This window comes from Nonomuraea purpurea, from assembly GCF_042650645.1.
In the GTDB taxonomy this organism is placed as follows: Bacteria; Actinomycetota; Actinomycetes; order Streptosporangiales; family Streptosporangiaceae; genus Nonomuraea; species Nonomuraea purpurea.
On the sequence record NZ_JBHSBI010000001.1, the window covers coordinates 189971 to 213565 of the forward strand.

Genomic DNA, 23595 nt, shown 5'->3' on the forward strand with positions numbered 1-23595 from the left:
ACGTCAAAGTCTAGTGAGGATCACGTAAAGTCGCGTCATCAGAGCATGCCCGTTACCCGACTTGGGACGGCCGTAAGATGTTCGAGTGAGTCTCTACCGTGACGAAGGCGTGGTGCTGCGCACTCAGAAGCTCGGGGAGGCCGACCGTATCGTCACCATCCTGGCAAAGCGTACCGGCAAGATCCGCGCGGTGGCGAAGGGCGTGCGCCGCACCACGTCGCGCTTCGGGGCGCGGCTGGAGCCGTTCACCCACGTCGACCTGCAGCTTCACACGGGCCGGACGCTCGACGTCGTCACCCAGGCGGAGACCATCAGGCCCTACGGCGAGGCGCTGGCCGCCGACTATCCCCGCTACACCGCGGGCAGCGCGATGCTGGAGACGGCCGACCGGCTGACGCACGGCGAGAAAGAGCCTGCGCTGCGGCAGTTCCTGCTGCTGGTGGGCGGTCTGCGGACACTGGCCGACCGGGGCCACGAGGCCAGGCTGGTGCTGGACGCCTACTTCCTGCGCTCGCTGGCCGTGGCGGGCTACGCCCCGGCGCTGGACGCGTGCGCCAAGTGCCGGACACCGGCGATCAGGGCGTTCGCCATCGTCGCGGGCGGCGTGGTGTGCGGGGCGTGCCGTCCCGCGGGCGCGGCCGTGCCCGCGAGCGAGACGATCGGGCTGATGACGGCGCTGCTGCGCGGCGACTGGGCCACCGCCGACGCCTCCGAGTCACGCCACCGCAGCGAGTGCAGCGGACTCGTCGCCGCATATCTGCAATGGCACCTCGAACACGGAATACGCTCTCTCCGACACGTCGAAAGGGAGCCTGCGTGAACGTTCGATCTCCGTCCCCACACCCTTCGGGGGCCACACCGCCGCCGATCCCGCGCGATCTGGTGCCCCAGCACGTGGCCATCGTCATGGACGGCAACGGCCGCTGGGCCAAGGCGCGTGGCCTGCCGCGCACCGAGGGGCACAAAGCAGGCGAGGCCTCGCTGTTCGACGTCATCGAGGGCGCCCTTGAGCTGGGCATCCCCTACCTGAGCGCCTACGCCTTCTCCACCGAGAACTGGAAGCGGTCGCCCGACGAGGTGCGCTTCCTCATGGGGTTCAACCGCGACGTCATCAGGCGGCGGCGTGACGAGCTCAACGCCATGGGCGTGCGCGTGCGCTGGGCGGGCAGGCCGGGGCGGCTGTGGAAGAGCGTGATCTCCGAACTGCAGACCGCCGAGGAGATGACGACCTCCAACCGCAAGCTGACGTTGCAGTTCTGCGTCAATTACGGCGGGCAGGCGGAAATCATCGACGCGGCGCTCAAACTGGCCCAGGACATCGCGGCCGGCCGGGTCAAGCCGTCGAAGGTCAACGAGAAGGTCTTCGCCCGCTACCTCGACGAGCCCGAGATCCCGCCGGTCGACCTGTTCCTGCGCTCGTCGGGGGAGCAGCGCTTCTCCAACTTCCTGCTGTGGCAGTCGGCCTACGCCGAGATGGTCTTCCTCGACCGGCTGTGGCCCGACTTCGACCGCAGGGACCTGTGGGAGGGGTGCGAGATCTACGCCAAGCGCGACAGGAGGTACGGCGGAGCTGTCCCGAACCAGGTCTAGGTCGTCGTCTCGCCTCGGTAGCGGCCCGGCGGCGTGCCGAACTCCCGCTTGAACGCCTTGGCGAAGGCGAATTCCGAGGCGTAACCGCTCCGTTCCGCGATCGAGCGCAGCGGCAGGTCCGAGTCGCGCAGCAGCCGCGCGGCCGTGGTCATGCGCCACCAGGTCAGGTACGCCAGCGGCGGCGTGCCCACCTTGCCCGCGAACCGCTGCGCGAACGCCGCCCGCGACAGCCCCGCACGGGCGGCCAGCGACTGGACCGTCCACGGGTGGGCCGGACACTGGTGGATGGCCCGCAGCGCCTCGCTGACCGCCGCGTCGCGCAGGGCCGCGCCCCAGCCGGTTTCCGGGTCGGGCCGGCTGTCGTACCAGGCGCGCAGGACGTACAGGAGCAGCAGATCGAGCAGCGCCGCCATGGCGGCGTCGGAGCCGGGGCCGGAGGCGGCGTCGAGCTCGTGGCCGAGCAGCTCGATCGTGCCGCGCAACGACGGGTGGCGGCCGATCCTGGCCGGGATGTGCATGACGTCGGGCAGCTCGGCCAGCAGCGGATGGGGCCTGAACCGGTCGAGCCGGTACGCCCCGCACAACATCTCGGTCGCGGGCCCAGGGCCTTCACGGTGCAGGCGGCCGACGGGGGAGCCGTCACGAAACTCGGGCACGGCCTCGACCAGCGGGGTCGTGGTCGCGTCGGCCAGCCCGTGGCCCAGCTCGCGCGGCAGGAACACCACGTCGCCCACGCCCAGCGCCACGGGGTCGCCGCTCGGGGGCAGCAGCCAGCACGAGCCCTGAAGGATCACGTGGCAGCCCGCGCCCTGCTGCGGCCGGAAGCGCACACCCCAGGGTGCGCGGACGCGGGTGCGGGCGGCGTGGGGCATCCCCGTGCGCATGGCGGTGATCGCGTCGCTGAGCACGTCCATGTTCCCAAGGTATCGGCGTAGGTTCGGCCGCCGGACGATCGGACATGGGCGCCGGAGCCTCGGACATGGGCCGCCCGCGCCCACCCTCCTACGGTCGGAACTGGGACAACCGAAGGAGGAACGAGCGATGAGGATCGCTGTGCACGGGGCGAGCGGTTTCACCGGGCGTCTCACAGTGGCGGAGGTACTGCGCCGGGGGCTGACCCCGGTGCTCGTCGGGCGGGACGAGGACCGCCTGCGCAAGGCCGCCGCCGAGGCGGGCGCCGACGGGGCGGACATCCGGGTGGCGTCGCTGGACGAGCTGACCGGGGCGCTGCGGGGCTGCGACGCCGTGATCAACTGCGCGGGGCCCTTCACCCTGCTGGGAGAGCCGGTGGTCAGGGCCGCGATCGCGGCAGGGGCGCACTACGTGGACACCACCGGCGAGCAGCGCTACATCGGGCGGGTGCTGGACGGGTTCTGGGAGGATGCGCGGCGGGCGGGGGTCTCGGTGGTGCCCGCCATGGCCGACGACGGCGGGCCCGGGGACATGATCGCCCATCTGACGGCCGCCAGGCTCGGGGTGGTGGACGAGATGGTGGTCGCGGACCTGCGGCACCCCGCAGGCGGGTCGCGGGGGACCGCGCGGTCGATGGCGGCGGTGTTCGCGGAGGGGCCGCTGGAGTACGAGGACGGCGCCTGGCGCACGGCGGCCCCACCCCCGGACGCCGGGCCCCCGAGAGCGTCCGGCGGGCCGGTTTCCCTGGCCGTCCCAGGCGAGCCCGGCCAGGCGCCCGTCTCGGTGTTCGCGCTCCCCGGCGTCGTCACCGTGCCCCGCCACGTCCGCGCCCGCCGCGTCCGCAGCGTGATCCGCTCGGAGGTGGCCGCCATGTTCTCGAGCCTGACCCCGGACGTCGTCGACGCCGTCCCCGAGACCGTGGACCCGCAGACCAGGAGCGCGTCGCGCTGGCTGATGCTGGCCGAGGCCACGGGACCGGACGGGCGGCGGTCCCGCGGCTGGGTGACGGGCTCCGACGGATACGGGACGACCGCCGTGATCGCCGTGGAGGGCGCCCGCCGCCTGGTCGCCGACGGCGCTCCGGCCGGCACGCTGACACCGGCGCAGGCGTTCGACCCCGAGAGCTTCCTGAACCACCTCGGCGTCACCTGGCAGGTGTTAGGGTGAGCGCGACAACATCATCAGCTTGTCAGCGCCCGGTAGGTCGGTGGAGCGCGCTGGCGTGCTCGCTCGGTCGCGAGCACGGCCAGTCATGCCTCCGGGCAGGATCGTGGTCGTGTGCGTGGCCGAGCCCGACACGAAAGGACCGCGATGTCCACCGACCAGTTCGGGCTCTCCGAGGGCGACTACGTCCCCGACCCCGACCGTGACACCGCCATTCTGCTCGACGGCTTCTACGACCACATCGCCGCGATCCTGCGGGCACACGCGCTGCCCGCCGATCTCGTGACCGCGATGCGGGCCCGTCAGGACGAGCTCGAAGCGGCCAACCAGCACCTGATCATCGATGAGCCGGCCCGGTACAACCTGCGCATGACCGTGGCCCTGGTGGCCGCCTACGAGTCCCTGCGTCCGCGGCTTGGTGACGACGCGGCGATCGACGCCGTGCGCGTGGCGTTCATCGGACCGCTGAGCGACTCCATGAAAGCGGGCACCAGGGCGATGCTGGACGCCGCGCCCGACCCCTTCCAGGCCATGGTGGCCATGTCGAAGTCGCGCGAGGAGCACGCGTTCGGGCAGGGCTTCATCTTCGAGCGGGCCGTCGACGACGACCGGCGTTACCACCTCGACGTGCGCCGGTGCTTCTACCACGACGTGCTGGTCGCCAACGACGCGCCTGAGCTGACGCCGGCCATGTGCGAGTTCGACGCCAACTGGATCGAGGCCATCGATCCGGAAGCGCACGGTTTCCGCTTCGAGCGGCGCACCACGATCGGCCTGGGCGGCAGCCACTGCCCGTTCCACTTCAGCCGCGACTGACGCCGTGAGGTGGCCGCCGCGCCTGTTCCCCGGTCAGGCGCGGCGGCGGGCGCGGTAGGCCGCCACGTGCATGCGGTTGCCGCACGTGCGGCTGTCGCAGTAGACCCGCGACCGGTTGCGTGACTCGTCCACGAAAACGCGGTCGCAGTCGGGGGCCGAGCAGGTGCGCAGCCGCTCGGCCTCCCCCTCCACCAGCAGGTGTGCCAGCGCCACCCCGCAGTCGGCGGCCACGTGCTCGGCGAGCGTCGAGTCGGCGGCGAAGTAGTGCATGTGCAGCGGATGGCCGTCGTGCTCGGTGAGCCTCGGCGTGATGCTGGTCTCGGAGAGCAGGGCGTTGAGCAGGCGGACGGCGGCCGCCTGGTCCTTGGAGATGAAGACGCGGTGGAAGGCCTCGCGCACGAGGCGCACCTGCCCCAGATCCCGTGGTGTGAGGGCGGTGACGCCGCTGATCTGGCGGGACTCCACGAATGCCCGAAGTTCGGCCAGGCTGGGCAGGCCCTCGTCACCGCCCGTGGACGGCGAGGTATTGACCAGTTCGACAACGGTGGCCAGAGAATGCACCATGTCATGGCCAAACGGCATGTTGACTCCTGTCTGCGCCTGGTTCTAGCGTGGTCGCAGCGTATCTGCTGAGTGGGCGTCGAAGGGTTTTCATGAGTGCACATCGTCGTTTCGTCCTGATCGCGATCGCGGGTGCACTGATCATTTCCGTCTCCGGGCCCTTGGTACGACTATCGGATGTATCGCCGGCGACCTCCGCCTTGTTCCGTTGCGCGTACGCCGTGCCGCCGATGCTGGTCCTGGCCTGGCTGGAACGGCGGCGGCTCGGTCCGCTGCCGCTCAAGGGAGCGGTCCTGGCCTGGCTGGCGGGCATGGTGTTCGCGCTCGATCTGTTGTTCTGGCACCACGCTATCGAGTATGTGGGTGCGGGTCTCGCCACAGTCCTGGGCAATCTGCAGGTTTTCCTCGTGGCGTTCGCCGCGTGGGCGGTGTTCAAGGAGCGCCCGACCAGCCGGTTGATGATCGCGACACCGGTGGTGTTCTGCGGGGTGGTGCTGATCTCCGGGGTCTTCGACAGCGCCGCCTACGGCAGCGATCCGATGATGGGGGTGCTGGCCGGGATAGCCACGTCCATCTCGTATGCGGCGTTCCTGCTGCTGATGAAGGCAGGCTCCGAGCGCGCCGCAGGGCCGCTGGCGCACGCCACCGTGGTGTGCACCGTCACGATCGCCCTGCTCAGCCCGCTGTTCGGCGGCGCCGACTTCACACCGAGCTGGCCGGAGCACGGGTGGCTGCTGCTGCTCGCGCTGGGGCCGCAGGTGCTGGGCTGGTCGCTGATCACGTACTCGCTGCCGCGTCAGCCGGCCGCGCTGACCGCGCTGCTGCTGCTGATCCAGCCCATGACGACCATGGCGATCTCCGCCCTGGCACTGGACGAGCGCCCGTCGCCGCTGCAGTTCGCCGGCTGCGCCGTGATCGTGCTGGGAGTCCTGTACGGCTCCAGACGCAAGAGCCCCGCGCCCGCCCCGCCGCCCGTGGTCGAGGCCGGAGTCTAGGGCCCTCAGCCCGTCTGGGCCGGGGCCGAGCAGACCGAACAGGTGCCGAACACCTCCACGGTATGGGTGATCTCGGTGAACCCGTGCTCGCTGCCCACCGCCTCGGCCCACCGCTCGACCGCGGGCCCGGCCACCTCGACGGTGCGCCCGCACCGGCGGCACACCAGATGGTGGTGGTGGGTGTCGGTGGCGCACGCGCGGTAGACGGACTCGCCCTCGTCGGTGCGCAGCACGTCGACCTTGCCCCCGTCGGCCAGCGCCTGCAGGGCGCGGTAGACGGTGGTCAGCCCGATCTTGGCTCCGTGCAGGCGCATCTCGGCATAGACGTCCTGCGCGCTGCGGAAGCCCTCGCTGTTGCGCAGGGCGTCGTGCACGGCATCGCGTCTCGCGGTCATGAACCCTCCTTCGTCGGGCCCATGTTTCCCCGCTTATTGATGACCTCGACAAGCTCGCTCATGAACCCTCCCTCGTCGGGCCCATGTTTCCCCGCTTATTGATGACCTCGACGAGCTCGGTCACGCCACCTCCTCGACGCGCATGTTGGGGCGCTCGCTCACAATCGACTCCTGGGTACGGCCTCGCCGTACGAATCTACCGACCCCGAGGGCCAAGACGAAGCCTGCGAGCGCAAGAAGGACGATCGCGGCGCCAGGGGGCACCTTGGCGGAGTAGGTGGAGGCGAGCAGCCCGCCCACCGAGGCCAGCACCCCGAACAGCATGGCCAGCCCCATCGTGGCGCGGAAGCCGCGGGTGAGCTGTTGGCTGGTGGCCACCGGGATCACCATCAGCGCGCTGACCAGCAGCAGACCGACCACGCGCATGGCGATGACGACGGTGAGCGCGGCCGTGACGGCGATCAGCAGGCTGAGGAAGCGCACCGGCAGGCCGCTGGCCTTGGCCATCTCCTCGTCCTGGCAGAGCACGAACAGCTCCCTGCCGAACACCACGACCACGCCGATCACGGCGACGGCCAGGGCGGCGATGACCCAGAGGTCCTCGGCGGTGACGCTGGCGATGGCGCCGAACAGGTAGGAGTTAAGCTTGGCGTTGCTGCCGCCGGGCGCGATGCCCATGAGCATGACGCCGCCCGCGATCCCGCCGTAGAACAGCAGTGCCAGGGCGACGTCGCCGCTCGTCCTGCCGCGTGCCCGCACCAGCTCGATGGCCACGGCGCCGGCGACCGAGACGACCACGGCGGTCAGCACCGGCGCCGTGCCGGTCAGGAACCCCAGCGCGACGCCCGTCAGCGCCACGTGGCCGATGCCGTCGCCCAGCAGCGACAGCCGCCGCTGCACGATGAACGTGCCCACGGCCGGCGCGCACAGGCCCACCAGCAGCGCCGCGACCAGCGCCATCTGGAACAGGCTCTCCTGCAGCAGCTCGAAGATCATGCCACGTCCCTCCGTGCGCGCCCGGCCGTTCGCGCGATCATGCTTCCCCCTGCCAGCCGGTGAGCGGCCCGGCGGCCGGCTCCTCGGCGTGCGGATGCTGGTGCTCGTGTCCCGGCCTGGCGCAGTCGCCCTCGGGGCGCGGCGGCCGGCCGTCATGGGCGACGCGGCCCTCGCGGATCACCACGCCTCGGGTGATGACCGGCTCCATCGGGCCGAGCTCGTGCGCGACCAGCACCACCGTCTTGCCGCCGAGCACCAGCCCGGACAGCGTGTCGGCCAGCAACTGCTGGGTCTCGGCGTCCACGCCGGCCGTCGGCTCGTCCATCACGTACGTGTCCGGCTCCCCGGCCAGCGCGCGGGCGATGAGCACCCGCTGCTGCTGGCCGCCCGACAGCGACTGGACCGGGTCGCCCGCACGGTCGGCCAGCCTGACCGTTTCGAGCGCCGAGGCCACCGCCGCCTTGTCGGCGGCGCTGGTCCTGCGGAGCCTGCGCTGCCTGGCGATGCGGCCCGAGGCCACGACCTCGCCCACTGTGGCGGGCACGCCGCCGCCGACCTGGAGCCGCTGCGGCACGTAGCCGATGCGCCACCAGTCGCGGAACCTGCCCGGCGGGGAGCCGTACACGAGGGTCTGGCCGCCGCTCAGCGGCGTGAGGCCGAGCAGGGCGCGCACCAGCGTCGACTTGCCCGAGCCGTTGGCGCCCAGGAGGGCCACGACCTCCCCGGGACTGACGGTCAGATCGATCCCCCGAAGGACGGGCTTGCCATCGAAGGAGACCCGGCCGCCGGTCATCGCGAAGGCCGTTTCGCTCATGCCGTACACCCCAGTGCTGTTTGTAGGGTTTTGAGGTTATCGCGCATGGCGGACAGGTAATCGCCGGAGGGCTTGCTCTCCAAGGGGTCCAGGACGGCGGTCTTGGCGCCGACCTCGTTCGCGAGCACCTCGGCCACCTTCGGGTTGACCAGGGTCTCGGTGAAGATCGTGGAGACGCCCTCGGCCCTGGCCAGCTTGGCCACCTCGGACAGACGGGCGGGGGAGGGCTCGGTCTCGGGGTCGAGCGTGATGCCGATCTGCTTGAGCTTGTAGCGGTCGGCCAGGTAGCCGAACGCCTCGTGCGCCGTGACCAGGGTCTTGGACTTGCAGGTGGTCAGGCCCTTGGCGATCTCCTGGTCGAGTGCGCCCAGCGTGGCCGCCGTGCCGGCGGCGCGGTCCTTGTACGCCTGCGCGTGCGCCGGGTCCGCCGCCCCGAGGCGCTCGCCGAGCTTGGTGGCCACGGTGGCCAGGCGGGCGGGGTCGAGCCACAGGTGCGGGTCGTAGGAGACCTCCTCGTGGCCGTGCGCCTCCTCCTCTTCTGCGTGCTCGCCCGCAGGCAGCGTGGCGACGGCGGTGGCGGCGTCGAAGCTCTTGTCCGCGTCGACGGCGTCGTCCACGGCCGGCTGGATGCCCTTGATGTAGACCGTCAGCGCCGCGTCGCGCAGGGCGGTGACCTGCTGGATGCCCAGCTCCACGTCATGCGGTTCGACGCCGGGGGAGGTCAGCACGCTGACCTGCACGTCGGATCCCCCGACCTGCTCGCTCAGCCACTGGAGCGGATAGAACGCGGCGACCACCTCGGGCTTGCCACTCGTGGCGGCGGTCTCGGCCGAACCGGACCCGCAGGCGGCGAGGGTGAGCACGGACGCCGCGGCCAGCAAACCCGCAGCCGACGACCGGGAAAATCCTGACATCATGTACGTCAGTATGCGACAAAATGAAAATGGTTGTCAAAATCCCTGCGAGGGAGCGCCGTCGTCTGGAGGAGCGGCGGGAGCGAAGCGACCAGAGCGGGGGAAGACGGCGGCGTGAGGCGACCGAGCCCGCCTCTGCGGAGCGGAGGCCGTAAGCAGGGTGCCGGACGGCGGCTGGGGGGCAGGGCGCTACGCCGTCCGGCATCCCGCCATCACCTCGGTGGAGGCGCGCCGGCAGAGCCGTTGCCGGCGCCCGGGGTGACGTTCAGGCGCCGCTCGCCGGTGTAGACGTTCATCGAGGTCCCGCGCAGGAACCCGATGAGCGTCAGCCCCTGCTCCGCGGCCAGTTCGACCGCGAGCGACGACGGTGCCGAGACCGCGGCGAGTACCGGGATCCCGCCCATGACGGCTTTCTGCACCAGTTCGAACGAGGCCCGCCCCGACACCATCAGGACGGCGCCGCGCAGCGGGAGGCGTCCGCCGCGCAGCGCCCAGCCGAGCAGTTTGTCGACGGCGTTGTGCCGGCCCACGTCCTCGCGGACGCACAACGGTTCGCCGTCGGCCGTGAACAGCCCGGCCGCGTGCAGGCCCCCGGTCCTGTCGAAGACCCGCTGGGCCGCGCGCAGCCGGTCCGGCAGGGTGGCGACGGTCGACTGCGCCAGCTCGACGGGGTCGTCCGCCGCGCTCCAGCGGGCCACCGTGCGCACCGCCTCCAGCGACGCCTTGCCGCAGACGCCGCAGGAGGAGGTGGTGTAGAAGTTGCGCGGGGCGGGCGCGGGGACGCCGGGGGCCAGGCGCACGTCCAGCACGTTGTAGGTGTTGCCGCCGTCCACGGTCGCGCCGGCGCAGTAGCGGATCGTCTCGATGTCGGCGGCCGACCCCACGGCCCCCTCGCTGACCAGGAACCCGGCCGCCAGGTCGAAGTCGTCGCCGGGCGTGCGCATGGTGACGGTCAGCGGGGTGCCGTCGAGGCGGATCTCCAGGGGCTCCTCGGCGGCCAGTGAGTCGATCCTGCGCGTGGGGACGGCGTCCTTGACGCGCAGGATGCGCCGTTTGACGGCGACTCTAGACATAGCCGTACCCGAATTGGCCCTTGACGCATGGGTTGTCGTGCGGCGAGGGCTGTTCCAGCGCCTCGTCCCAGGTCGCTCTGCGCGGCACGCCGTTCTCGCGCACCAGTGGATGAATCAGGCGGTCATAGCTCATGATTCCTTCGTTCTGTATACAGACTACGGTATTCCGAACTAGACCGCGCGGACAAGGTTCTCGTTGAGCAGATCGCTCACCGCGTGGATCGCACGCAGCGTCGGCACATCGGCGCCGGTGAGGTCGGCCAGCTCCACCACCGCCGCGAGCAGCACGTCCAGCTCCAGCGGCTTGCCCTTCTCCAGATCCTGGAGCGTGGACGTCTTGTGCTCGCCCGCCTTCTCCGCGCCCCGCAGACGGCGTTCGATCGAGATGCCGGGATCGCAGCCGACCCTCCTGGCCACGTCCACGGTCTCACGCATCATCGCCACGACCAACTCCCTGGCTCCGTCGTGGCGGCAGATCCCGGCCATCGTCGCCCTGGCCAGGGCGCTGATGGGGTTGAAGGCGATGTTGCCCATGAGCTTGATCCAGACGTCGCGCCGCAGATCCGACTCGACCGGGCACTTCAGGCCGCCGTCGATCGCGGCCCGGCTGAAGGCGGCGCACCGCTCCGACAACTCGCCCGTCGGCTCGCCGATGGAGAAGCGGGTGCCTTCGAGGTGGCGGATCACGCCGGGGCGCTCGATCTCGGTGGCGGCGTACACCACGCAGCCGATCGCCCGGTGCAGCGGCAACGCGGTCGTGACCGCGCCGCCCGGATCGACGCTCTCGATGCGGTAGCCCTCGTAGGGGCCGTCGAGCCCGTGGAAGTACCACCACGGGATGCCGTTCTGCGCGGCGATGATGCTCGTGCTCTCGTGCAGGAGCGGCTGGATCATGGGGCCCGCGGCGGCGTAGCTGTTGGCTTTGAGGCCCAGGAAGACGTGGTCCACCGGGCCGACCTGGGCGGGGTCGTCGGTGGCATGGGGGTGGGCGACGAAATCGCCCCTGGGGGTGAGCACCCGCACACCGGCACCGCGTATCGCCTCCAGGTGCGCGCCTCTCGCGATGAGGTGCACCTCGACTCCAGCCCGGTGGAGGGCGGCTCCCACGTACGCGCCGATGGCGCCGGCGCCAAGAACAGCGACCTTCATGCTGCGCGCTCCGTTCTCGCGTCGGATTGCGGCAGGTCGCTCAACGCGCCCTACCGTGCATTCGGTATACAGTATGGAAAAAATCGGGTCAAGGAGCTCTCCGATGACCGTTGTCGGGCATGATCGGCTGGTGGAAGCAATGTCATGGGCCGCGGCACGGGCCCTCGCGGCCGGGGCGGCATGCTCGCCCAAGCCCGTCTCGACACCCCTGCGGGAAGCGCTCGGCTGCCGTCTCGCCGCCCCGCTCACAGCGCTGGTGCCGGTCCCAGGGGTGGACGTCTCAGCCATGGACGGTTACGCGGTGGCCGGCGAAGGGCCCTGGCGCGTGGTCGGCCGCGTCCTGGCCGGGGGCGCACCCCACGAAGCCGCGCTCCTGGGCGGGGAGGCCGTGGAAATCGCCACCGGCGCGCCGGTGCCGGCGGGCGCGGAAGCGGTCCTGCCCTGGGAACACGCCACCATCACCCACGGAACGCCGCAGGGCGAGGGGGCGACCGCGGCCTCCCCGGACTGGGCGCCGACGTGGGCGCACGGCCTCATCGAGGTGGGCAAGCACATCAGGCGGCGGGGCGAGGACATCGCCGAGGGCGCCGTGGTGCTGGGGGCGGGCGCGGTGGTGACGCCCGTCGTGCTCGGGCTGGCCGCCGGTCTCGGGCATGACACGCTGCTGGTACGTCCACGGCCGCGCGTGGCGGTGCTGGTCACGGGGGACGAGGTGGTGCACGAAGGGCTGCCGGCGCCGGGCCGGGTCCGCGACGCCATCGGCCCGTTCCTGCCGGGCCTGGTGGAGTGGGCCGGCGGCCACGTCACAACCACGCTACGCCTCCCCGACGCCCCCCACCCCCTCACAAAAGCCCTCACCACCCCAACCACGGCCTCACCCGCCACCCCAACCACGGCCTCACCCGCCACCCCAACCACGGCTTCACCCGCCGTCCCGGCTACTGCCCCACCCGCCACCCCGACCACGGCCCCACCGGCTGGAAGCAGCAGCGCTCCAGATGGCGGTGAGCTGGGCGGTGGCGTGACTGAGGGCAGGGGCGTTTCGTGTGGTGGGGCGTCTGCCGCGTCCGAGGGTGGGCTGGGGGAGGTGGTTGCGGCGGCGGGTGTCGTCGTGGTGTGCGGCGCGTCGTCCAAAGGGCCCGCCGATCACCTCCGTGCGGTGCTCGCCGACCTCGGCGCCGACGTGCTGATCGATGGTGTGGCCGTGCGGCCGGGGCATCCGCAGTTGCTGGCGCGCCTTCCCGACGGCCGCCTGCTCGTCGGCCTCCCGGGGAATCCGTTCGCGGCCCTGGCGGCCGCGCTCACGCTGCTGGCTCCCGTCCTGCGTGAGCTGGCCGGTACGGCGGCGGCCAAGGAGACGAGCGCCCTGGCGGGGGCGGTGCGGGCGCACCCGAGGGACACCCGGCTGGTGCCCGTCAGGAGGACGGGCGAGGGGGCCGTCCCCGTGGGCCATGACCGGCCGGGATCCCTGTGGGGGGCCGCGCTGGCGGACGCCCTGGCGGTGGTCCCGCCGGGGTGGGCCGGTGAGCAGGTCGAGCTGATCGAGTTGCCGTAGGGGGCTGGACAGGCCGTTCGTGAGGGAGTAACCATTGCGTTCATACGGTATGCAGTATGCGGAAGACAGTGGGCTCCATCACCGGGAAACCGGGAAAGGGTGGCATGATGTCGGAAACGATCTCTGGCGGTCATCTCGTAGCCAAGGCGCTCAAGGCCGAGGGCGTGGACGTGATCTACACGCTCTGCGGCGGCCACATCATCGACATTTATGACGGCTGCGTCGATGAGGGCATCGAGGTCATCGACGTACGCCACGAGCAGGTGGCCGCGCACGCCGCGGACGGGTACGCCCGCGTCACGGGCAAGCCCGGTTGCGCCGTGGTCACCGCGGGGCCGGGCACGACCGACGCGGTGACGGGCGTGGCCAACGCCTTCCGCGCGGAGAGCCCCATGCTGCTCATCGGCGGACAGGGCGCGCTGAGCCAGCACAAGATGGGCTCGCTGCAGGACCTGCCGCACGTGGACATGATGACCCCGATCACCAAGTTCGCGGCCACGGTGCCCAGCACGGAACGGGTGGCCGACATCGTGTCGATGGCCTTCCGCGAGTGCTACCACGGCGCTCCAGGGCCGTCGTTCCTGGAGATCCCGCGTGACGTGCTCGACGCCAAGGTGCCGCTGGAGAAGGCGCGCATCCCCGAGCCGGGGCGCTACCGGGCCTCCACCCGCCAGGCCGGGGATCCCGAGGCGATCGAGCGGCTGGCCGACCTGCTGGCGCACGCGGACAAGCCGTGCATCCTGCTCGGGAGCCAGGTGTGGACGTGCAGGGCGACCGACGCGGCGATCGACTTCGTCAGGGCGCTGAACGTGCCCGCGTACATGAACGGCTCGGGCCGGGGCACGCTCCCGCCGGGCGACCCGCACCACTTCCAGCTCAGCCGCAGGTACGCCTTCACCGAGGCCGACCTGATCATCATCGTCGGCACCCCGTTCGACTTCAGGATGGGCTACGGCAAGCGCCTGTCGCCGACGGCGACCGTCGTCCAGATCGACCTCGACTACCGCACTGTCGGGAAAAATCGGGACATTGACCTGGGGATCGTGGGCGACGCCGGCCTCGTCCTCGCGGCTGCGGCCCAGGCCGCGAGCGGCCGCGTCGAAAACGCCGCCGCCCGCCGCAAGGAGTGGCTGGAGGAACTGCGCGCGGTCGAGACCAAGGCGTACGACAAGCGCCTGCCGCGCCAGCTCTCCGACGCCTCGCCCATCGACCCCTACCGCCTCGTCCACGAGATCAACGAGTTCCTGACCGAGGACACGATCTACATCGGCGACGGCGGCGACATCGTCACCTTCTCCGGCCAGGTCGTCCAGCCCAAGTCGCCGGGCCACTGGATGGACCCGGGCCCGCTCGGCACGCTCGGCGTCGGCATGGCCTTCGCGATGGCGGCCAAGCAGGCGCGGCGCGACAAGGAGGTGCTCTGCCTGTTCGGCGACGGCGCCTTCAGCCTGACCGGCTGGGACTTCGAGACCATGGTCCGCTTCGACCTGCCGTTCATCGGCGTCATCGGCAACAACTCCTCGATGAACCAGATCAGGTACGGCCAGGCCGTCAAGTACGGCGAGGACCGCGCCCGCGTCGGCAACACCCTCGGCGACATCCGCTACGGCGAGTTCGCCAAGCTGCTCGGCGGCCACGGCGAGGAGGTCCGCGACCCGGCCGAGATCCGCCCCGCGCTGGAGCGGGCCAGGGAGTCGGGCAAGCCCTCACTGATCAACGTCTGGGTCGATCCCGAGGTCTACGCCCCCGGAACCATGAACCAGACGATGTACAAGTAGGGGAGACACCGACATGAAAGCACTCGAAGGTGTCCGCGTCCTTGACATGACCCACGTCCAGTCGGGCCCGTCCTGCACCCAGCTCCTGGCCTGGCTGGGCGCCGACGTGGTCAAGCTGGAGGCGCCGACCGGCGACATCACCCGGCAGCAGCTGCGCGACGTGCCCGGCGTCGACAGCCTCTACTTCACGATGCTCAACTGCAACAAGCGCAGCATCACGCTCAACATGAAGAGCGAGCGCGGCAAGGAGATCTTCACCGAGCTGGTGAAGAGCGCCGACATCCTGGTGGAGAACTTCGGCCCCGGCGCGGTCGACCGCATGGGCTTCCCCTGGGAGCGCCTCCAGGAGCTCAACCCGCGCCTCATCTACGCCTCGATCAAGGGCTTCGGCGCGGGCCGGTACGCCAAGTTCAAGGCGTACGAGGTGATCGCCCAGGCCATGGGCGGCTCGATGAGCACCACCGGCTTCGAGGAGGGCCCGCCGCTGGCCACCGGGGCCCAGATCGGCGACTCGGGCACCGGCATCCACACGGTCGCCGGCATCCTGGCCGCCCTCTACCAGCGCGAGCAGTCCGGGCGCGGGCAGCGCGTGCAGGTGGCCATGCAGCACGCCGTGCTGAACCTGTGCCGCGTCAAGCTCCGCGACCAGCAGCGCCTGACGCACGGCCCGCTGCGCGAGTACCCGAACAGGACCTTCGGCGACGAGGTGCCGCGCTCGGGGAACGCCAGCGGCGGCGGCCAGCCCGGCTGGGCGGTGCGCTGCGCCCCCGGCGGCCCGAACGACTACATCTACGTCATCGTCCAGCCGGTCGGCTGGAAGCCGATCTCGGGCATCATCGGCCGCCCCGAGCTGGCCGACGACCCCGAGTGGGCGACGCCGGAGGCGAGGCTGCCGAAGCTGGACAAGATGTTCCAGCTCATCGAGGAGTGGACGCTGCGCCACGACAAGTGGACGGTTCTCGACCAGCTCAACGCCGAGAACATCCCGTGCGGGCCGATCCTGTCGACCAAGGAGCTGGTGGAGGACGAGTCGCTGCGCGAGGAGGGCATCGTCGTCGCGGTCGAGCACCCGGAGCGCGGCGAGTTCGTGACCGTGGGCAGCCCGCTGCAGCTCTCCGACTCGCCGGTGGACGTGCACACCCCGCCCCTGCTCGGCGAGCACAACCAGGAGATCTACGGCGAGCTCGGCGTGAGCGCGGACGAACTCGCCGAACTCAGGACGAACGGAGTCATCTAAGTGACGCACGAAGTCATCGAGAAGGCGCTCGCCGAAGGGCGCACCGCCCTCACGGCCCCGGAGGGGCGCCTGCTGTGCCAGGCGTACGGCATCGCCACCCCCGGGGAGGGCCTGGCCACCTCGGCCGACGAGGCCGCGCGGCTGGCGCAGGAGATCGGGCTCCCGATCGTGCTGAAGATCGTCTCGCCCGACATCCTGCACAAGACCGACGCCGGCGGCGTGCTGGTCGGCCTGAAGACCGTCGAGGAGGTACGCGCCGGCTACGACACCATCCTGGCCAACGCCCGCGCCTACAACCCCGACGCCACGATCGACGGCGTCCAGGTCCAGCAGCTCGTCGGCGGCGGCCACGAGGTCATCGTCGGGGCCGTCACCGACCCCACCTTCGGCAAGGTCATCGCCTTCGGCCTGGGCGGTGTCCTGGTCGAGGTGCTGAAGGATGTGACCTTCAGGCTTGCCCCGGTTTCGGGTGATGATGCCCTTGGGATGCTGGACGACATCAAAGCGGCCGAGGTGCTGCGTGGTGCCCGCGGTGCGGAGCCCGCCAACAGGGCGGCGTTGGCCGGGCTGATCGAACGCGTCGGCAGGCTGGTCACCGACATCCCCGAGATTGTCGAGGTGGACCTCAACCCCGTCTTCGCCGACGCGAACGGCGCGGTGGCCGCCGACGTGCGTATCCTCATCGGCGACAAGCCTCAAGAGGTCGCCAGGCTGTCGCGCGAGGAGATCCTGCGGCAGATGACCCGCATCTTCAAGCCGCGCTCGGTCGCCGTGATCGGCGCCTCCGCCGAGACCGGCAAGATCGGCAACTCGGTCATGCGCAACCTCATCAACGGCGGCTACCGGGGCCAGATCTTCCCGATCAACCCCAAGGCCGACGAGATCATGGGGCTGGCCGCCTACAAGAGCATCGCCGACGTGCCCGGCGACGTGGACGTGGCCGTGTTCGCCATCCCCGCCAAGTTCGTGCCGCCGGCGCTGGAGGAGGCGGGGGAGAAGGGCGTGGCGGGCGCCATCATGATCCCGTCGGGGTTCGCCGAGACGGGGAACGTCGAGGGCCAGAAGGAGATCGTCGAGATCGCCCGCAGGCACGGCGTGCGCATGCTGGGCCCCAACATCTACGGCTACTACTACACGCCGGAGAACCTCTGCGCGACGTTCTGCACGCCGTACGACGTCAAGGGCAGCGTGGCGCTGACCTCGCAGAGCGGCGGCATCGGCATGGCCATCCTGGGCTTCAGCCGCACCACGAAGATGGGCGTGTCGGCCATCGTCGGCGTCGGCAACAAGGCCGACGTGGACGAGGACGACCTGCTGACCTTCTTCGAGCAGGACGACAACACCAAGGCCGTGGCCATGCACCTGGAGGACCTCAAGGACGGGCGCGGCTTCGTCGAGGCGGCCCGCCGGGTGGTCAAGGAGAAGCCGGTCATCGTGCTCAAGGCCGGGCGCACCGCGATGGGCGCGCGGGCGGCGGGCTCGCACACCGGGGCTCTGGCCGGCGACGACAAGGTCTACGACGACATCCTGCGCCAGGCCGGCGTCGTGCGCGCCCCCGGGCTCAACGACATGCTGGAGTACGCCCGCGCGCTGCCGCTGCTGCCGGCGCCGAAGGGCGAGAACGTCGTCATCATCACCGGGGCGGGCGGCTCGGGCGTGCTGCTGTCGGACGCCATCGTGGACGCCGGGCTGACCCTCATGGACATCCCGCCCGACCTGGACGCGGCCTTCCGCGCCTACATCCCGCCCTTCGGCGCGGCGGGGAACCCCATCGACATCACCGGCGGCGAACCGCCCTCGACGTACGAGAACACGGTCCGGCTCGGTCTGTCCGACGACCGGATCCACGCTCTGGTCCTGGGCTACTGGCACACGATCGTGACGCCGCCGATGGTCTTCGCCGAGCTCATCGCCCGCGTCGTGGCGGAGGAGCGGGCGAAGGGCAACATCAAGCCGGTCGTGGCGTCGCTCGCCGGCGACACCGAGGTTGAGGAGGCCAGCGAGTACCTGTTCGAGCACGGCGTGGTCGCGTACCCATACACGACGGAAAAGCCCGTCGCGGTCCTCGGTGCGAAGTACCGCTGGGCCAGGGCTGCCGGGCTGCTGCGCTAAGAGCCGAGCGCGGCGCCCGCAGGCGAGGGGGCTAATCGGGGCGCACGAGGAAGGCAACAACCCCCCCAGGAGGTCCGTAGGTGGACACATCGAACACACCACCGGCGACGGCCACGCCGCCGGTCGAGGATCAACGAGTATGGAAAGCGGGCCGGCTTGAGCCGATGCCCATCAGGAAGTTGCCCGACGCGCCTCCGTCGGTGCACATTCTCGGGCCGACGGTTTTCCTCGTCGCGCTGGGCGTGGGCATGGGCGAGTCGTACATGTGGCCCAGGCTGGTGCTGCTGTTCGGGCCCGAGATCAGATGGTTGTTCCTGATCGGCGTCACCCTGCAGGCCGTGGTGATGCTGGAGATGGCGCGCTACGCCATGGCCACGGGAGAGAGCATCTTCTCCGGCGCGGCCCGGGTGTTCAAGCCGCTGATGTGGTTCTTCTTCATCGTGGCCATCGCCGTCTACATCTGGCCGGGGCACCTGTCGGCGGGAGCGGCGGCCTTCGAGGAGATCACCGGGATCCCGTGGGTGGTGACCGCGATCTTCGGGCTGGTGCTCGTCGGCGTGGTCTTCAGCCTGGCCAAGGTGATCTACAACGTGCTCGAGAACGTGCTCTCCCTGCTGATCGGCGCGCTCGTGCTCGGCACGGCCATCGTCGCCGCCATGGTCGGCTCGTGGGGGGACGTGGTCTCCACGATCAGCGGCATGTTCTCCTTCGGCTATCTGCCGTCGGAGGCCATGTCGGCGGCCTGGTTCCCGGTGATCGTCGGGGCGTGCGCGTTCGCCGGCCCGTCGGGCATGCAGCAGATGTGGTACACGCTGCACCTGCGCGACTCCGGCGCCGGCATGGGCGTGCACATCCCGAAGGTGCGCGGGCTGCGGCACGCGGGCGAGGAAGAGGAGATGCCCGCGCGCGGGTTCATGTTCGACACCGAGAACCCGGCCGAGATGGCCAAGTGGAAGGGCTGGCGGCGCTGGGTCACCTTCGACGCGCTGCTGCTGTTCTGGGGCATCACCATGCTGGTCACGATCTCCTTCACGGTGATCGCGCAGGCGGCGGTGCGGCAGAACCCGGGTGTGCGGGCGGTCATCCAGGGCGACGACAGGGAGGTGGCGCTGACCGCGATGGCCAATGCCGTCTCCTCTGCGGGCAGCTCGGTGCTCGGGGTGGTCTTCCTCGGGTTCATCGCGCTCATCGGCCTGAACGCCACGCTGGGGCTGTTCGACTCCTTCTCCCGCGGCCAGGCTGACATGACCTACAACTTCGTCCCCGGGGCGAAGAAGCTGGGCATGTCGCGCCTGTACGGGATCTTCCTCTGGGGTGTGATCATCTTCGGCATCCTGATCCTGCTGTTCGGCCCGGCCGACGGCCCCAGCGGGATCCTGGACACGCTGGCGTTCCTGTCGACCTTCGCGATGGGCGCGTACTGCGTGACGCTGCTCCTGGTGAACAACCGCATGCTGCCCAAACCGATCAGGCCGAAGTGGTGGACCAACCTGATCATCGGCTTCGGCGCGGTGTTCTACCTCGGCATGCTCTTCTACAGTCTGTTCGCCTACGGCGTGGTCGTGGGCTGATGGGCGGACGGCACAACATCGAACTCGCCCTGCCAGGGGCGTCGATCGGAGCCGTCGCCGGTGCCATGGCCGGTGGGCTGACCCTGTTCGCGGGGCAGCCCATCGGGCTGGCCACGCTGTCGGCGCTCGCGCTGGCCGTGCCGCTGGCCCTGTTCGGCGGCCTGTACGGGATGCTGCTCGGCCACGGCATCTTCCGGCCGGGGACGTTCGGCCCCGTCGGCCTGTACTGGATGGCGGCCTTCCCCGTCTCCCGGCTGGCGCAGGAGAGCGTGGCCGGGGTCGGGCTGTCCGACGGCGTGCTGCCGTTCCTGGCCTACCAGGCGATGGTGAGCCTCGGCTTCGCGATCGGCTTCGTCTGGCTGCACGAGCGACTCATGCCGCACTGGCTGGTGCGCCGCGCCGCCGTCAACCCGCGTGCCGAGGAACTGCTCGCCCAGTACGTCCGCTTCGCCCAGATGGTGCGCGTACGGAAGGGAGCACGCCGATGATTCCGGCGATGGACCTGCCCCTGTGGATCTGGCTGGCCACGATCGGCGGTTTCTGCGTCGTGCTCGCCTTCGACTTCTACCTCGTCGCCCGCAACCCGCACGAGCCCTCCTTCAAGGAGTGCGTGGGCTGGGTGTCGTTCTACGTGGGCCTGGCCGTGGCCTTCGGCGTCGGCCTGCTCCTGCTGTCGGGGCCCGCGCACGGCGGGGAGTTCTTCGCCGGGTGGATCACCGAGTACTCGCTCAGCGTGGACAACCTCTTCGTCTTCCTACTGATCATGAGCAGGTTCCAGGTGCCGCGGCAGTACCGGCAGAAGGTGCTGCTCATCGGCATCATCCTGGCGCTCTTCATGCGCGGCGCGTTCATCGCCGCCGGCGCGGAGGCGGTGACCAGGTTCGACTGGCTCTTCTACGTCTTCGGCGCCTTCCTCGTCTACACCGCGTGGAAGCTGATCGGGAGCGAGAACGAGGAGGCGGAGTTCTCCGAGAACGTCGCCCTGCGCACGGTGCGCCGGGTGCTCCCGACGACGGACACCTATCACGGCGCCCGGCTCACGGTGCACCTCGGCCGCAGGATGGTCACCCCGATGCTGATCGTCATGGTCGCCATCGGGACCACCGACCTGCTGTTCGCGCTCGACTCGATCCCGGCCATCTTCGGCCTGACGAAGGAGCCCTACCTGGTCTTCACCGCCAACGCCTTCGCCCTCATGGGGCTGCGCCAGCTCTTCTTCCTCATCGGCGGGCTGCTGGACCGGCTCGTCTACCTGAGCAAGGGGCTGTCGGTGGTGCTGGCCTTCATCGGGGTGAAGCTGATCATGGAGGCGCTGCACCACGACGGCGTCTCGTGGGCGCCGGAGATCCCGATCCTGGTCTCTCTCGGCGTCATCGTCGGCACTCTCGCCGTCACCACGGTCTTGAGCCTCGTCAAGTCGGCTCGCGACGCGAAAAGGGAGAAGAGGGCGGAGGGGGTGGAGCCCGAGCCCGCGGAGCGCTGACCCGGGCCGCGCGGGGGTGGTGACACCCCTGCCGCGGCTCGTCAGCGTTCAGTCCGCTGCGCGCGTCAGCGTTGCCGTGGGCTCTCGCGCACGTCGTGGCCGGCGGCCCAACGGCGCAGGTAGCGCTCCGCCTCGTCGGCGGAGTAGTGCTTCCTGAGCGCCGTGCTCAGGCCGAGGCCGATGGACCGGCCGTCTGCTGCCTGGCCCGCGGGATCACCGAGGAGAAAGCGGATGAGCGCCTTCATGGATCATGCACCTCCCTGTTCTTCAGCTCCATCCTCTACCCGAGGTGTTGCGGAGCATGTGGTCTTGTGTGAACGTCAGGTCAACCCAGCCGGCGCGGACGGCGGCGGCGCACCGGCTTGCTGGGCGCGGGCTCCGCGGGCTCGTTCTCGCGCTGCTCCATGTAGGAGACGCGGGTGTGCTCGGTGTGCTCCCGCATGATCTTCGCCGCGCGGCGCTCGTCGCCGGCCTCGATGGCGTCGATCAGCGCCGTGTGCTCCTCCCAGGAGGTCATGCCGCGCTGGCGGGCCACCGGCGTGTGATACCAGCGCACCCGCCTGGCCACCTGGCTGGCCAGCTCGGCCAGCACCTTGTTGCCCGACAGCGCCGTGACCAGGGCGTGCAGTTCGGAGTTGGTGGCCACCGCGACGTCCACGTCGTCGGACTTCACGGCCGCGATGCCGTGCGAGCAGAGCTCGCGCAGGCGCCGCACGCCCTGCTCGTCGGCGTGCTTGGCGGCCAGCCTCGCGGACTCGGTCTCCAGCAGCGCGCGCACGGCCAGCAACTGGTCGGCCTCTTCCAGCGTCGGAACGTGCACGAACGCGCCCTGGCCCGGGTGCAGATCCACCCAGCCCTCGCCGCTGAGCTGCTGCAGGGCCTCGCGGACGGGCTGCCTGGAGACGCCGAGCAGGCCGGCCAGTTCGCTCTCGACGAGGTGCTGACCCGGCCGGAGTTGCCCGGAGACGATGAGCTCTTGGATAGCCTCGATGACGCTCTCCCGAAGCGTGGCGGGGCGTTGAATCTTCGCGGCCGCCGTCTGACCGGCCTGATCCGACAGCAACATGTCACGCTCCAGGAGTGCGTAATGGTTTTTCGTCGACTGCCTACAGAATACCGTCCGAGCGTTCGTCACGGTGCGTGAATCTCATCACAGAGGGATCGTGACGGGCAGGCCGGGGATGCGCAGGCGGGGCGTGGCCAGGGCGGGCAGGGCGGCGAGGACGGCGGCCGTGAGCAGGGCGGTCGCGGGGGCGGTCAGGGCGAGCAGGGCCAGGGCGACGGCGGCGACACCGGCCAGGGCTTTGGCGCTGTAGACGACGGCGTGGATCTCGGTGGCGCGTTCCGTGCCGAAGAACTCGCGCACGAGGCTGGCGAGCAGCGGGTAGAAGGCGCCGCCGCCTACCCCGGCCGCGACGGCCCCCAGCCACAACAGCGGCCCGCTCCTCGCACCGTCCTGAACGGCCGCCGCGAGCAGCGCCTGGCCCAGTGCGAGCGCGCCCAGGACGGCGGTCAGGACGCGCCTGCGGCCGAACAGCTCCGAGGCCCGCACGGCCAGCGACCTGCTGGCCCCGTTCAACGTCACGAGCAGGGCCAGCGCGCCCCACGCCCCCGTGCCGGCGACCACGATCACGTCGAACACCGAAACCGCCCCTGCGCACGTCAGGATCAGGGCCAGCGCGGGCAGCGTCCGTGTGCGCAGCGCCTGTCCGAGCCTGAACTGCCTGGCCGCCTCGGGCGTGGTGCGCAGCCGGGCCGCGTTCAGTGCGTGCGAGCGGGGGTCGACGTCGTCGGGCCACCACAGCGCCGGGGGCAGCCGCAGGCGCCGGGCGGCGGTCGCGATGACGGCCACGGCCAGCGCGGCGGCCACCAGGAACGCCGCGGAGGTCGACCCCGGGGCGATCCCGGCCCAGACCAGCAGGGGGACGGCCCCGTACCCGAAGGCGCCGGTGATCAGGCCGACCCTGGCGGCGGGCCGTTCCGGGTACCAGGAGAAGACGACCTCGCCGCAGACCCCGTAGACCAGGCCGGCGCCGAGCCCGCCGAGCAGTGCGTAGCCGACGAAGGCCACCAGGCCGGAACCGCCGAGTGCGGCGAGGGTCAGGTCGGCGGGCGGATCGCCGAGTGCGGCGGGAGTGAGGCCGGTGAGCGCGGCCGTGGCCAGGCCCAGGCCGCTCAGCGCCGCGCCGGCGGCCAGGCAGGCGCGCACGCTCAGGCGGCCCCGCCGTACCAGGTGGAGGGCGGGCAGAGCGCCTGCGGCCTGGCAGGCGATCCAGACGGCCAGGAGGGTCAGCCCGGCCGCGTGCCCGGCGAGTAGGGCGGCGTAGCCGTACTGGAGCGGGCTGATCGCGGCCATGGACGCCCAGGCCAGCCAGAACATGCGGGTGCGGTCGGCGGGGACGGGCCCTGGGAGGTACGGACGACCCCGCCAGTCCCTGATTGCATTCTCCATACTGTATGGAATATCCAGAAGACCGACC

24 protein-coding genes are annotated in these 23595 nt (G+C 70.7%); 12 read left to right on the top strand and 12 right to left on the bottom strand.

Features of this window, described 5'->3' with window-relative positions:
* Positions 1-85: 85 nt before the first annotated feature.
* Both recO and ACFOY2_RS00905 read left to right on the top strand, forming a co-directional pair.
* Complete coding sequence (gene recO / locus ACFOY2_RS00900) at positions 86-820, top strand: DNA repair protein RecO (RefSeq protein WP_379525937.1); 735 nt, start codon at positions 86-88, stop codon at positions 818-820.
* Positions 817-1590 carry an isoprenyl transferase gene (locus tag ACFOY2_RS00905; RefSeq protein ID WP_357810357.1) on the top strand — a complete coding sequence of 258 codons (774 nt, stop codon included), beginning with the start codon at positions 817-819 and terminating at the stop codon, positions 1588-1590. Before recO ends, ACFOY2_RS00905 begins: the two co-directional genes overlap by 4 nt.
* On the opposite strand, the gene ACFOY2_RS00910 is transcribed toward ACFOY2_RS00905, so the two are convergent.
* Complete coding sequence (locus ACFOY2_RS00910; protein WP_379525938.1) at positions 1587-2504, bottom strand: AraC family transcriptional regulator; 918 nt, start codon at positions 2502-2504, stop codon at positions 1587-1589. The genes ACFOY2_RS00905 and ACFOY2_RS00910 overlap by 4 nt on opposite strands.
* Positions 2505-2631: 127 nt before the next feature.
* Here ACFOY2_RS00910 and ACFOY2_RS00915 point away from each other — a divergent pair, with 127 nt between their 5' ends.
* Together ACFOY2_RS00915 and ACFOY2_RS00920 are read left to right on the top strand one after the other, a co-directional pair.
* Complete coding sequence (locus tag ACFOY2_RS00915; RefSeq protein ID WP_379525939.1) at positions 2632-3669, top strand: saccharopine dehydrogenase family protein; 1038 nt, start codon at positions 2632-2634, stop codon at positions 3667-3669.
* Positions 3670-3813: 144 nt separating this feature from the next.
* Positions 3814-4482 (top strand): L-2-amino-thiazoline-4-carboxylic acid hydrolase, encoded by a 669-nt coding sequence (locus ACFOY2_RS00920; protein ID WP_379525940.1) that lies wholly within the window; start codon positions 3814-3816, stop codon positions 4480-4482.
* Between the two features lie 33 nt (positions 4483-4515).
* On the opposite strand, the gene ACFOY2_RS00925 is transcribed toward ACFOY2_RS00920, so the two are convergent.
* Positions 4516-5064 carry a CGNR zinc finger domain-containing protein gene (locus ACFOY2_RS00925; protein ID WP_357810342.1) on the bottom strand — a complete coding sequence of 183 codons (549 nt, stop codon included), beginning with the start codon at positions 5062-5064 and terminating at the stop codon, positions 4516-4518.
* Positions 5065-5135: 71 nt separating this feature from the next.
* Between ACFOY2_RS00925 and ACFOY2_RS00930 the strand changes: the two genes are divergently transcribed.
* Positions 5136-6038 carry a DMT family transporter gene (locus ACFOY2_RS00930; RefSeq protein ID WP_379525941.1) on the top strand — a complete coding sequence of 301 codons (903 nt, stop codon included), beginning with the start codon at positions 5136-5138 and terminating at the stop codon, positions 6036-6038.
* 5 nt (positions 6039-6043) lie between these two features.
* On the opposite strand, the gene ACFOY2_RS00935 is transcribed toward ACFOY2_RS00930, so the two are convergent.
* From ACFOY2_RS00935 to ACFOY2_RS00965, 7 genes are all read right to left on the bottom strand, one after another.
* Positions 6044-6433, bottom strand: coding sequence for a Fur family transcriptional regulator (locus ACFOY2_RS00935; protein ID WP_357810335.1), 390 nt, complete (start codon positions 6431-6433; stop codon positions 6044-6046).
* 120 nt (positions 6434-6553) lie between these two features.
* Entirely contained in the window at positions 6554-7426 is an 873-nt protein-coding gene (locus ACFOY2_RS00940; RefSeq protein ID WP_379526438.1) for a metal ABC transporter permease, read from the bottom strand.
* Positions 7427-7466: 40 nt separating this feature from the next.
* Positions 7467-8243, bottom strand: a complete 777-nt coding sequence (locus ACFOY2_RS00945; RefSeq protein ID WP_379525942.1) for a metal ABC transporter ATP-binding protein — start codon at positions 8241-8243, stop codon at positions 7467-7469.
* A complete protein-coding gene (locus ACFOY2_RS00950) occupies positions 8240-9160 on the bottom strand; it encodes a metal ABC transporter substrate-binding protein (protein ID WP_379525943.1) in 921 nt (306 codons plus the stop codon). Before ACFOY2_RS00950 ends, ACFOY2_RS00945 begins: the two co-directional genes overlap by 4 nt.
* A gap of 209 nt (positions 9161-9369) precedes the next feature.
* Positions 9370-10230 carry a formate dehydrogenase accessory sulfurtransferase FdhD gene (gene fdhD, locus ACFOY2_RS00955; RefSeq protein WP_379525944.1) on the bottom strand — a complete coding sequence of 287 codons (861 nt, stop codon included), beginning with the start codon at positions 10228-10230 and terminating at the stop codon, positions 9370-9372.
* Positions 10223-10363, bottom strand: a complete 141-nt coding sequence (locus ACFOY2_RS00960) for a hypothetical protein (RefSeq protein WP_379525945.1) — start codon at positions 10361-10363, stop codon at positions 10223-10225. The genes fdhD and ACFOY2_RS00960 overlap by 8 nt, the downstream gene beginning before the upstream one ends.
* Positions 10364-10401: 38 nt before the next feature.
* Positions 10402-11379 (bottom strand): 2-dehydropantoate 2-reductase, encoded by a 978-nt coding sequence (locus ACFOY2_RS00965; protein WP_379525946.1) that lies wholly within the window; start codon positions 11377-11379, stop codon positions 10402-10404.
* A gap of 103 nt (positions 11380-11482) precedes the next feature.
* Between ACFOY2_RS00965 and ACFOY2_RS00970 the strand changes: the two genes are divergently transcribed.
* The 7 genes from ACFOY2_RS00970 to ACFOY2_RS01000 all read left to right on the top strand — a co-directional run bounded on the left by ACFOY2_RS00970 (position 11483) and on the right by ACFOY2_RS01000 (position 21115).
* The gene (locus ACFOY2_RS00970) at positions 11483-12934 is read left to right on the top strand and encodes a molybdopterin molybdotransferase MoeA (RefSeq protein WP_379525947.1); all 1452 of its coding nucleotides are present in this window, start codon (positions 11483-11485) and stop codon (positions 12932-12934) included.
* Between the two features lie 56 nt (positions 12935-12990).
* Positions 12991-14712 carry a thiamine pyrophosphate-binding protein gene (locus ACFOY2_RS00975; RefSeq protein WP_379525948.1) on the top strand — a complete coding sequence of 574 codons (1722 nt, stop codon included), beginning with the start codon at positions 12991-12993 and terminating at the stop codon, positions 14710-14712.
* Positions 14713-14725: 13 nt separating this feature from the next.
* The gene (gene frc, locus ACFOY2_RS00980; protein WP_379525949.1) at positions 14726-15949 is read left to right on the top strand and encodes a formyl-CoA transferase; all 1224 of its coding nucleotides are present in this window, start codon (positions 14726-14728) and stop codon (positions 15947-15949) included.
* Complete coding sequence (locus ACFOY2_RS00985; protein ID WP_379525950.1) at positions 15950-18061, top strand: acetate--CoA ligase family protein; 2112 nt, start codon at positions 15950-15952, stop codon at positions 18059-18061.
* Between the two features lie 80 nt (positions 18062-18141).
* Complete coding sequence (locus tag ACFOY2_RS00990; protein ID WP_379525951.1) at positions 18142-19632, top strand: Nramp family divalent metal transporter; 1491 nt, start codon at positions 18142-18144, stop codon at positions 19630-19632.
* Positions 19632-20120 carry a hypothetical protein gene (locus ACFOY2_RS00995; RefSeq protein ID WP_379525952.1) on the top strand — a complete coding sequence of 163 codons (489 nt, stop codon included), beginning with the start codon at positions 19632-19634 and terminating at the stop codon, positions 20118-20120. The genes ACFOY2_RS00990 and ACFOY2_RS00995 overlap by 1 nt, the downstream gene beginning before the upstream one ends.
* 8 nt (positions 20121-20128) lie before the next feature.
* Positions 20129-21115: a TerC family protein gene (locus ACFOY2_RS01000; RefSeq protein ID WP_379526439.1), complete on the top strand. Its 987-nt coding sequence runs from the start codon at positions 20129-20131 to the stop codon at positions 21113-21115.
* Between the two features lie 65 nt (positions 21116-21180).
* Here ACFOY2_RS01000 and ACFOY2_RS01005 read toward each other — a convergent pair whose 3' ends face one another.
* The 3 genes from ACFOY2_RS01005 to ACFOY2_RS01015 all read right to left on the bottom strand — a co-directional run bounded on the left by ACFOY2_RS01005 (position 21181) and on the right by ACFOY2_RS01015 (position 23567).
* A complete protein-coding gene (locus tag ACFOY2_RS01005) occupies positions 21181-21360 on the bottom strand; it encodes a hypothetical protein (protein WP_379525953.1) in 180 nt (59 codons plus the stop codon).
* Positions 21361-21440: 80 nt separating this feature from the next.
* Positions 21441-22181 carry a GntR family transcriptional regulator gene (locus tag ACFOY2_RS01010; RefSeq protein ID WP_379525954.1) on the bottom strand — a complete coding sequence of 247 codons (741 nt, stop codon included), beginning with the start codon at positions 22179-22181 and terminating at the stop codon, positions 21441-21443.
* Between the two features lie 84 nt (positions 22182-22265).
* A complete protein-coding gene (locus tag ACFOY2_RS01015) occupies positions 22266-23567 on the bottom strand; it encodes a hypothetical protein (protein WP_379525955.1) in 1302 nt (433 codons plus the stop codon).
* Between the last annotated feature and the right edge of the window lie 28 nt (positions 23568-23595).